The following is a 10,272-nucleotide window of genomic DNA, read 5'->3' on the forward strand; positions in this document are numbered from 1 at the left end:
AAGAAGATCGCCAACGTGCGCGAGCTGCTGCCGGTGCTGGAAGGCGTCGCCAAGGCCGGCAAGCCGCTGCTGATCGTGGCCGAGGAAGTGGAAGGCGAGGCCCTGGCCACGCTGGTGGTCAACACCATCCGCGGCATCGTCAAGGTCTGCGCCGTGAAGGCCCCGGGCTTCGGTGACCGCCGCAAGGCGATGCTGGAAGACATGGCCATCCTGACCGGCGGCACCGTGATCTCCGAGGAAGTCGGCCTGCAGCTTGAGAAGGCGACCATCAAGGACCTGGGCCGCGCCAAGAAGGTGCAGGTCTCGAAGGAGAACACCACGATCATCGACGGCGCCGGCGCTGCCGACGGCATCCAGGCCCGCATCAAGCAGATCAAGGCCCAGATCGAAGAGACCTCGTCGGATTACGACCGCGAGAAGCTGCAGGAGCGCGTCGCCAAGCTCGCCGGCGGCGTGGCCGTGATCAAGGTCGGTGCCTCGACCGAGATCGAGATGAAGGAAAAGAAGGCCCGCGTCGAAGACGCCCTGCACGCCACCCGCGCTGCGGTGGAAGAGGGCATCGTCCCGGGCGGCGGCGTCGCGCTGATCCGCGCCAAGGCGGCCATCACCGGCCTCAAGGGCGCCAACGAAGACCAGAACCACGGCATCGTGATCGCCCTGCGCGCCATGGAAGCCCCGCTGCGCGAGATCGTCACCAACGCCGGTGAAGAGCCGTCGGTCATCCTCAACAAGGTCGTCGAGGGCAAGGCTGCCTACGGCTACAACGCCGCCAACGGCGAGTACGGCGACATGATCGAGTTCGGCATCCTGGACCCGACCAAGGTCACCCGCACCGCGCTGCAGAACGCGGCGTCCATCGCCGGCCTGATGATCACCACCGAAGCGATGGTGGCCGAGGCCCCGAAGAAGGATGACGGCGCCGGTGCCGGCGGCGGCATGGGCGGTGGCGGCATGGGCGGCATGGGCGGCATGGACTTCTAAGTCCCCGCCGTACCGCAGCAACCCGCAACACCAAAGGCCCCGCTCCGGCGGGGCCTTTTTCGTTTCATTCCGGAGGCGGTCAGGGGTTCGCCATGGGCCGCTGCAAGGCCGGGTATCCCGCCGACAGGGCGACTTTCTCACAAGGAATTCACATACCATCCGGATCTTCGACTTGGCCCAAACCGGAGACACCTATGCGCCGTCACCCGTTGACCCTAGGCCTGCTGTTTGCACTCGCCGCACAACCTGTCCTGGCGCAGGAGGAAACCGCCGGGCAGGAGGAGGCGGCTGTCCTCGATACGGTCGTCGTCACCGGCACCCGGGCAGCCAATCGAACCGTCGCCGAGTCCGCCGCGCCCATCGACGTCATCACGCCCGAAGCGCTGCAGGCGACCGGCACCACCGAGCTGGCCACGGCGCTCTCCCGGGCCCTGCCTTCCCTCAACTTCCCGCGCCCGGCCATCACCGACGGCACCGACGCCGTCCGCCCCGCCCAGCTGCGCGGCCTGGCGCCGGACCAGGTCCTGATCCTGGTCAACGGCAAGCGCCGCCACACCACCGCGCTGATCAACCTCAACGGCAGCCAGGGCCGGGGCTCCTCGCCGGTGGACCTCAACGCCATTCCGATCGCCGCCATCGAGCGCGTGGAGGTCCTGCGCGACGGGGCGTCCGCGCAATACGGCTCCGACGCCATCGCCGGCGTGGTCAACGTGGTGCTCAAGGGCAGCGGCAAGGGCGGCAGCCTTGCCGCCAACGTCGGCCAGTACAGTGCCGGCGACGGCCGCAGCTACCAGGCGCAGGGCGATGCCGGCTTCGCGTTGGGCGCGAGCGGCAAGCTTCACCTCGCCGCCGAATACGTGAACCGCGACCAGACTGATCGCGCCCGGCCCTACGTCCTTTCCCCGGGCGTGACCGTCCGCCCGGTCACCGCCCCGCCGCCGGGCGAAGTGGTGCAGCGCTACGGCGACCCGGAGATCGATCAGTACGCGCTCTCGGCCAACGCCTCGTTCGATGTGGGCGACGCGCTGACGCTCTATGGCTTCGCCAACGCCAGCCGCCGCGACGCCCTGTCGAACGGGTTCTTCCGGACTGCCGCCGACAGCCGCAACGTGCCGGCGATCTACCCGAACGGGTTCCTGCCGCAGATCCGCAACATCGCCGAGGATCGCGGCGCGGTGCTGGGCCTGCGCGGCGTGGTCGCGGGCGACTGGAATCTCGACATCAGCTACAACTACGGCAACAACGACCTCAGCTTCGACGTCGAGAACAGCCTGAACCGAAGCCAGGGCGCGGCTTCGCAGCGCAATTTCTACGCGGGTGCGCTGGACATTGCCCAGCAGGTATTCAATGTCGATGCCAGCAAGGGCTACGACGTGGCCTGGATGGACTATCCGCTCAACGTGGCGCTGGGTGCCGAATGGCGCGGCGAGGAATTCACCCAGAGCGCGGGCGAGCCCAACTCCTACCTCAACGGGGGCCAGCTGGTCGGCGGCAACCCGACGCCGTCCGGTTCGCAGGTCTTCCCGGGCTTCCGGCCCACGGATGCCGGCCAGTTCGACCGCGACAGCTATGCGGTTTACCTTGACGTCGAAATGCCGTTCAACGAGGCCTTTACCCTGGCTGCGGCGGTCCGCGCCGAGGAATACAGCGACTTCGGCAGCACCACGTCGGGCAAGGTTTCGGCCCGCTACGACTTCGGCGACGCGGTGGCGCTGCGCGGCACGGTGGCCACGGGCTTCCGTGCGCCCTCCCTGCAGCAGCAGTTCTTCCGCTCCACCGCCACCAACTTCATCGGCGGCGTGCCCTTCGACATCCGAACCTTCCGGGTCAACGACGCCGCCGCCGTCGCGCTTGGCGCGGAGCCGCTGAGGGCCGAGGAGTCCACCAACTTCAGCCTCGGCCTGGTGCTGACGCCGGTGCAGGACCTGTACGTCACCATCGATGCGTATCGCATCGACATCGACGATCGCATCCTGCTTTCCGAGAACCTCACCTCCACCGCGGTGCGTGCCTTCCTGAACGCCACGGTGGATCCCTCGCTCGGCGGCGGCCGCTACTTCACCAATGCCGTCGATACCCGCACCCGCGGCGTCGACGTGATCGGTACCTACCGCTGGAGCCTGGCCAACAGCACGCTGGACCTCACCGCCGGCTACAACTACAACAAGACCACGGTGGAGCGAATCGCGGCCAACCCCGCGGTCCTGGTGGCCATCGATCCGAACGCGGTGCGCATCGGCCGCGTCGAAGTGGGCCGCCTGACCGTGGGTGCGCCGCGCGACAAGTTCCAGCTCGGCGGCCTGTGGGGCGTCGGCAACTGGAAGTTCGGCGCCAACGCGACCCGGTATGGCGAGTTCAGCGTGCTGTTCGGCAACAACCCGGCCGACACCTCGCGCGACCAGACCTTCGATGCGCAGTGGACGCTCGACCTCTCGGCGAGCTACGCCTCGGGCAGCTGGGACTTCACCCTCGGCGCCGACAACGTGCTCGACGAGTATCCGGAGGAGGTGATCTTCGCCAACTCCACCAACGGCCAGCTGCCCTACAGCGCGTCCTCGCCCAACGGCTTCAATGGCGCCTACCTGTACGGACGCATCGGCTACCGCTGGTAAGCGCGGGCCCGGGAAGAGCGGCGCCAGCCCCCGGGAGCCCGCGCCGCGGTCCCCCGGGTGGCCGGGGAATCGCCGGTCGTTGCCCGGCGGGTAAGCGGCGGCTGAATCGCCGTCCCGCCAGGGTGCCCACATTGCGGTTTGGCCGGGCATGCTTTGGCGCTCTCCCCAAGGGACCGCCCACGTGCATCTGCGTCCAATCTTGTTTGTCTTTTGCCTGGCGCTCATGGCCAACCGCGCCGACGCGCGCGAAGCCCGGGTGCAACTTCCCGAGGATTTCGCCGAGCCGGAAATCCACGCGGTCGAAGGCTACTCGCCGCGACGCTTCCAGCAGCCCCTGGTGTTCGGGCCCTACAGCGCACGTATCCAGGCGGGTGGGGACACCGCCGTGTCGGGTGGCTCCCTCGGGCGGCTGGATCTCGCCGAGGGCGAGCGGGCGCATGCTTTCCTGCTGACCACGCGCGACCAGCCGGTGATCGACGTGGAATGCATCGGTCGCGCCAGCTTGCTCGGGCAAGAGGACGAAGACGGCGGCTGGGAGCTCGACCTCGGGGCCCTCGCCGGGCCGGTGCTCGATTGCGGGCTGCGGCTTTCCCAGGATGACCCGGGGCGCCGCCTGGTGCTGGAGGCCCGCGCCCGCGCCCCGTCCGGCTGGGTTGATTCCCCCTGGGGCCGGCTGCGCGTGACGCCGCTGCTGGGCTATGCGGGCTCGCGCTGGCGCTCGGGTGAACCTACGGGCTACGCCGTCGCCGGCGAGTCCGGCACGCTGATGGTGGTGGACCTGCTAAACGCCGGGCAGGTGTTGTTCGACCCGACCCTCGACGCGCGCAGCAAGGCCTGGCTCGCCGCCGTCGCGGCGGCGCTGCTGCTCTCGCCGGGCGTCGAACCCGGCTGAGCCCCGGCCGTTGCCAAGCTCGCCGGCGGCATGGACTTCCGAGCTGCACTGCAGCATCGGCGCTGACCCCGAAGCCCGGACCGGTGCCGGGCTTGGGGCGTGTGAAGGCGGGCACTGAGGGGACAATGGCAAAGCCACGCGAACTGGGCTTACACTCGGCCTCGGGCAGACCCCGGAGCGAATGACGCCCGGGTTCGTCCTGCACCGGTCCGCCACATCCCCACGGGATGGCTTGCAGGGAGTGCAAGCGCGGCATCGTTCGCACCATTGGATCCAGTGATTCGTCTCGGGGGAAGACATGTTGAACATGAAGAAGTGGGGTGCGGCACTCGCATTCGTGGCCCTGGTCGCGGTGGCTAGCCCCCCGGCCTACAAGTTCCTTTCGCGCGCTGCGCCGGGTCCGGATCCTTCGGAACTCACGGAAGACGAGCGCGCCGAACTGGCTGCGGGCAGCGTCCGCTTCGATGCCATCGCCGCGCGCCCCGGCCAGGTCGCCGCCAGCAGCAGCGCCCGCGCCCCGGGCCGCGCCCAGGCCGCCAGCGCCCAGGCCGCCAGCGCCCAGGCCGGCGTTCGCCGCCTGGCGGTGATGCCGCGCAATCGCCTTCCGGGCGGCGGCTTCCACTACGACGAACTTCTCAACGCCGGCGGCGACGTCGATCGCCCGGCGGCACCGATCTCCAGCAGCGACAGCATCGCGCCCGGCACCTTCATCGTGCTGTTCGACGAGCCCTCGCTCGCGGCCTACCGCGGCGACATCGTCGAGCTGATGGCGCCGTCCCGGCAGGTGGGCAAGAACGGCAAGCGCCGCCTTGACGTCCACAGCCGGGAAGCCCTGAACTACCTGGGTTACCTGCAGGGCCGCCAGCTCGAGATGGAAGAGCGCATGGCCAGCGTCGCCGGCCGGGCGCTGGAAGTGCGCATGCGCATGCAGCACGCGGTGAACGGCATCGTGGTCGACATGACGGCCGAAGAATCGGCCCGCGTCGCCAAGCTCCCGGGCGTGCGCCTGGTCGAGGCCTACCGCGAATACGAAACCACCACCGACGTCGGACCGGCCCTGATCGGCGCGCCCGCGGCGTGGGCCGGCACCATCAACCAGCCGGGCGGCGCCAGCGCGGTCCAGGGCGAGGGCATCGTCCTCGGCGTGATCGATTCGGGCATCAACTTCGGCAGCCCGTCGTTCGCCGCCACCGACCCCGTGGACGGCTACGTCCACACCAACCCGCTTGGCGACGGCGTCTACCTCGGCACCTGCGCTGCCGGCGGTGACGATGCCGGCCGCTGCAACAGCAAGCTGATCGGCGGCTACGACTTCGTCTGCGGCGCGCCCGGCAACCAGTGCGGCGTCGCGAACGTGCGCGAGGAGCCCGGCTTCGGCGACACCAACGGCCACGGCAGCCATACGGCTTCCACCGCGGGCGGCAACCGCCGCGACGTCGTCTTCAGCGGCGCCCAGCTGCGCATCTCCGGCGTGGCGCCGCGCGCCAACATCATTGCCTACGACGCCTGCTACACCAACACGGCCACCGGCCAGGGCCTCTGCCCGAACGTGGCCACCCTGGCCTCGATCAACCAGGCGGTGGCCGACGGCGTCGACGTCATCAACTACTCGATCGGCGGCGGCGCCCAGCCCTGGAGCGAAGCGACCTCGCTGGCCTTCCTTGATGCCACCGACGCCGGCGTGTTCGTCGCCACCTCGGCGGGCAACAGCGGCCCGGGCCCGAACACCATGGGCCACCTCGAGCCGTGGACCTCGTCCACCGCGGCGGCGCAGCATGGCCGCGCCGGCTTTGGCTACCTCATGCAGGTCACCGGCCCGGCCCCCGTGCCGGCCGCGCTGCAGCCGGTAGTGATGAACGCCGGCACCGGCGGCGTCGACCTCGTCGCCACCATCCCGGGCACCACCCGCCTGTTCATCAGCGCCGGCTTCGCCACCACCAGCGACGGCTGTGCGGCCTATGCGCCGGACACGTTCGCCGGTGGCATCGCGGTCGTTCGCCGCGGTACCTGCTCGTTCGCCATCAAGGCCAACAATGCGTCCGCCGCGGGTGCCATCGCGGTGATCATCGCCAACAACCAGGCGGGCGTCATCCTCCCGTCGGTGCCGGGCACCACGGTCCCGGTGTTCAGCGTGACCCAGGCCGAGGGCGATGCCCTGGGCAACTTCGGCAACGCCAACCCGACCACGACCACGGCGCAGATCACCTTCCCGGCCGTGGGCCTGCCGAACACCGCCGATGCGCTGGCGGCGTTCAGCTCGCGCGGTCCGGCGGGCAGCTTCAACCTGATCAAGCCCGACATCACCGCCCCGGGCGTCAACGTCCTGGCCGTGCTGGCCGGCACCACGATCACCGGCTCCGAGCAGCTGGTCGGCACCATCAGCGGCACCTCGATGGCGTCGCCGCACAACGCCGGCGCCGCCGCCCTGATCCGCCAGGCGCGTCCGACCTGGACCGTGGCCGAGATCAAGTCGGCGCTGCTGATGACCGCCAAGACCGAGGTCTTCCTGGAAGACCAGGTGACGCCGGCCAACCCGTTCGCCCGCGGCTCGGGCCGCGTCCGCCTGGAGCGGGCCATCCGGGCCGGCCTGGTCATGGATGAGAACAAGGCCAACTACCTTGCCGCCAATCCCGGCACCGGTGGCTTCACGCACACGCTCAACCTGCCGAGCATGGCGCGGGCGAATTGCGCCCAGTCCTGCCAGTTCGTGCGCACCTTCCGCAACCCGGGCACGTCGGGCGGGCTGTGGTCGCTGAGCGTGACCGGCCTGGCCGGCAGCGTCGATCGCCCGCTGCTGTGGGTGCCCGCCGGCGCGTCCCGCACGGTCACGGTGACCATCAACAGCTCGGCGATCCCGGCCGACAATGCCTGGAACTTCGGCGAGCTGGTGATGACCCGGGTCTACAGCGGCGCCCCGTCCGCCAATGACGGCACCCTGCGGCTGCCGATCGGCGTCACGGTGGCGCCGCCGGTCCTGTCGGTGCCCAACCAGGTGTCGGCCAGCGTCGCGCTCGGCAACGACGGCTCCACCAGCTTCGACATCGGCAACATCGGTGGCTCGGCGCTGGTGTACACCGCCGCCACGTCGGGCAACGGTGCCACCACGGTTTACCGCGCCGATCGCGGCGCCGTGGGCAGCGGCTTCCGGAACACGATCTACACCGACCCGGCGACGGCCGGCAGCAACGCGCAGTTCGCGGCGGATGACTTCCAGGTGGCCGTCAGCACCCAGATCACCGGCCTGAGCGCCGAGGGTTTCGTGGTCAGCAACGCGGCCTTCCCGGGCGCGGCGGTCAACCTGACCTGGTCCATCTATCCGGACGCCGCCGGCTTCCCGGCCGGCAACCCGGCCACCAATCCGGGCGCGGCGGTCTGGAGCTACACCGCGGCGCCGAATGCGCCGGGCGTGAGCACGGCGGGTGGCTTCCTGTCGTTGAACCTGGCCGCGGCTGGCCAGAGCCTGGTCCTGCCGCCGGGCACCTACTGGCTGGTGGTCAACACGCGCGGCACCTTCGCCAACCGGTGGGCGCAGTTTGGCTCGAACACCGGCAACGGCAGCTTCGCGTCGCTCACCATCAGCACCACGAACACCGGCGACTGGGTCTCGAACCCGTCGTTCGCCGGCCTCAACATGCGCGTCAGTGGCCAGGTGGCCTGCGGCGCGCCCTGGATGGGCGTGATCAGCCCGGCCGGCGGCACCCTGGCGCCGGGCGCCAGCCAGCCCACCAGCCTCGCCCTGCTGTCTTCCAGCCTGGCCAGCGGCAATTACGGTGGCTTCGTCTGCGTCAACAGCAACGATCCGGTGTCGCCCTCGGTGGCCGTGCCGGTGCAGCTGAACGTCGTCGCGCCCTGATCGGTCCAGGCAACGCATGAAGAAAAGGGCCCGGAGCGATCCGGGCCCTTTTTTGTTGGCGGCGCGCGGGCCGCCGTGGTCGCCCGGCGGGCGACGAAGCCGGTCCTATTTCGCGACGGCGCCGCCCTCCAGGCTCTCGCACTGGTTGTCCACGCACTGGCAGGCGCTGACCTCCCGGAACCCGCAGATCGAGGCCATGTCGTCCTTACGGCACTGCGCGAGTACCGCGGCGGGATCGGTCCTGGCGTCCTTGTTCACGCACATGGGGAAATAGCCGCAGCAGTTGCCCACGTCCTTGACGGCGCAGTCGCTGTCGGTCTCGCAGTAGCGACTGGGCCTGGCGGCGTCCGGCCCCGCCAGGTGGTCGATGGGGCCCCCTGCGCCCGCGGCGCCTGGAAGCGGCAGGGCCGGCTGCGAGGCGCTGTTCCCTGCCGCTGGCGGGGCCTGGGCGGGGGCGGTGCGCGTCGTGCATCCGGCCAGCGACAGCACGATGAGTGAAGCAAGAACCAGATCTCGCAATGGCATGGCGGATGTCCTCCTGCAGCCGGGAGGGCCGGATTCCCCGGCCCGAAAAAAACCCCGCCAGGCGGCCCGGAACAGGGCGCGTGGCGGGGTCTGGAGCGAGGCCGGCGTGGGCGCCGGCCGGTGTCAGCCTGGATGGATCAGCGCCCCGGCACGCGGCAGCACTGCGCCGTGCCTTCGACGGTGATCACGCCGGACGTGGCGTTCTGGCCCGCACAGAAGGTGTCGACCGACGCGCCGTTCCGGTAGAGGCCGTTGATGGACCAGTTGGCCTCGCCGAAGCCCGGGGTGCGGCAGCCGGCGCCGGTAACGGCGTAGCTGACGGGGCAGGCCGGGATGGCGAAGTTGAAGACGTCGTTGGCGGCGACGCTCTGGCTGGCGAAGGTCGAGGTGCACTCCATGGCGGTGGCCTGCGGGGCGACGAAATAGCCGACGATGTCGCCCACCAGGTGGGTCTCGGCAAACGTGTAGACGCTGATGTCGTTACCGGCGGGGTCGCTGTCCAGGGGCACGATGGCCAGGTTGCCGCGGATGTCGCCGGCGACGTAGTTCACCGTGGCGGCCAGCGGCTGGGTGCCGCCGAACTCGAAGGCGGTGACGAAACCCGGGATGCTGGGGTTCACGACGGTGAAGTTGATGACTGCCGAACCGATGGTGCCGACATTGCCGACGTTGCAGTCGGTGGCGGAGCCGCCCTGGGCGGTGTAGTCGGTGACCGAGGCGATCTCGAAGCTGCGGGTACCTGCGGCCGGAATCCGGCCGCCCGCCAGGCGCGTGTCGAGGACGCGGCACGGCGTGACCGGCACGTACACCAGGTCCTGGTCGGCGTCACCAATGGCGTCGGTGCCGGCTTCGGCCCGGACCGGCTGGGCGCCGCCGGCGCCCGAGACGCGCGGGGTCGCGAGGCCGGCGCGCGGCATCACCGGCACGGGCGCCGCCTTGGCCAGCAGCGCGTCGTTCATGCCCTCGAAGGTGCGGGCGTTGGCGGCGCGCTGCAGCGACTCCATGGGGGCCTTCATGAGCAGCGGCAGCATGTCCTCGCCCCAGGCCTCGGCCGGACGCGCGTAGGCGCCTTCGACGTGCTGGCCCCATTTGTCGACGATCTTCAGCACGAGGTCCGAGCGGCGCTGCTGCTCGGGGTTGACGACGGAGGCGGCGTTGACGCTGCCGGTGAGGACAGCGCAGCCGATGATGACCCCGAGCGCGATGGCGGAACGATTCATGTGGCGACCCCTGGATTAGAAATAGGATGGATGGACCAAGGTAACCGGTGGCGCGTGATCCCCCCGCGCCAGCCTGCATTGCCTCGTAGCCGGAGCATATACCGAGGACGGGACAGGCAACAGTTCCGTCGCCGGGCCTGCCGCCCCGCCCGCCGCTCCGCCGCCCGCCCGCCGCCCGGCCGCCGGCCG

6 protein-coding genes are annotated in these 10,272 nt (G+C 70.2%); 4 read left to right on the plus strand and 2 right to left on the minus strand.

Going from position 1 to position 10,272, the window contains the following annotated elements; all coding sequences use genetic code 11:
* The 4 genes from groEL to Q0C12_RS13365 form a co-directional block, all read left to right on the plus strand.
* Nucleotides 1-981: chaperonin GroEL (gene groEL / locus Q0C12_RS13350; RefSeq protein WP_290890993.1), on the plus strand; the 981-nt coding region annotated here is incomplete at its 5' end.
* Between the two features lie 194 nt (nt 982-1,175).
* Nucleotides 1,176-3,593, plus strand: coding sequence for a TonB-dependent receptor (locus Q0C12_RS13355; RefSeq protein WP_290890995.1), 2,418 nt, complete (start codon nt 1,176-1,178; stop codon nt 3,591-3,593).
* Nucleotides 3,594-3,816: 223 nt separating this feature from the next.
* Nucleotides 3,817-4,485, plus strand: a complete 669-nt coding sequence (locus Q0C12_RS13360) for a hypothetical protein (protein WP_290890997.1) — start codon at nt 3,817-3,819, stop codon at nt 4,483-4,485.
* Nucleotides 4,486-4,792: 307 nt separating this feature from the next.
* Complete coding sequence (locus Q0C12_RS13365) at nt 4,793-8,338, plus strand: S8 family serine peptidase (protein WP_290890999.1); 3,546 nt, start codon at nt 4,793-4,795, stop codon at nt 8,336-8,338.
* A 105-nt stretch (nt 8,339-8,443) separates the two neighbouring features.
* Here the strand turns inward: Q0C12_RS13365 and Q0C12_RS13370 are convergent, their stop codons facing one another.
* Both Q0C12_RS13370 and Q0C12_RS13375 read right to left on the minus strand, forming a co-directional pair.
* Complete coding sequence (locus Q0C12_RS13370; protein WP_290891002.1) at nt 8,444-8,863, minus strand: hypothetical protein; 420 nt, start codon at nt 8,861-8,863, stop codon at nt 8,444-8,446.
* A 137-nt stretch (nt 8,864-9,000) separates the two neighbouring features.
* The gene (locus tag Q0C12_RS13375; protein WP_290891003.1) at nt 9,001-10,083 is read right to left on the minus strand and encodes a hypothetical protein; all 1,083 of its coding nucleotides are present in this window, start codon (nt 10,081-10,083) and stop codon (nt 9,001-9,003) included.
* Between the last annotated feature and the right edge of the window lie 189 nt (nt 10,084-10,272).

The organism is Arenimonas sp., from assembly GCF_022842045.1.
In the GTDB taxonomy this organism is placed as follows: Bacteria; Pseudomonadota; Gammaproteobacteria; order Xanthomonadales; family Xanthomonadaceae; genus Arenimonas.

What these genes read in the sequence shown, in the direction of transcription:
- Q0C12_RS13355 (WP_290890995.1), top strand. Translation starts at nt 1,176, where the DNA reads ATGCGCCGTCACCCGTTGACCCTAGGCCTGCTGTTTGCACTCGCCGCA.
- Q0C12_RS13360 (WP_290890997.1), top strand. Translation starts at nt 3,817, where the DNA reads ATGGCCAACCGCGCCGACGCGCGCGAAGCCCGGGTGCAACTTCCCGAG.
- Q0C12_RS13365 (WP_290890999.1), top strand. Translation starts at nt 4,793, where the DNA reads ATGAAGAAGTGGGGTGCGGCACTCGCATTCGTGGCCCTGGTCGCGGTG.
- Q0C12_RS13370 (WP_290891002.1), bottom strand. Translation starts at nt 8,863, where the DNA reads ATGCCATTGCGAGATCTGGTTCTTGCTTCACTCATCGTGCTGTCGCTG.
- Q0C12_RS13375 (WP_290891003.1), bottom strand. Translation starts at nt 10,083, where the DNA reads ATGAATCGTTCCGCCATCGCGCTCGGGGTCATCATCGGCTGCGCTGTC.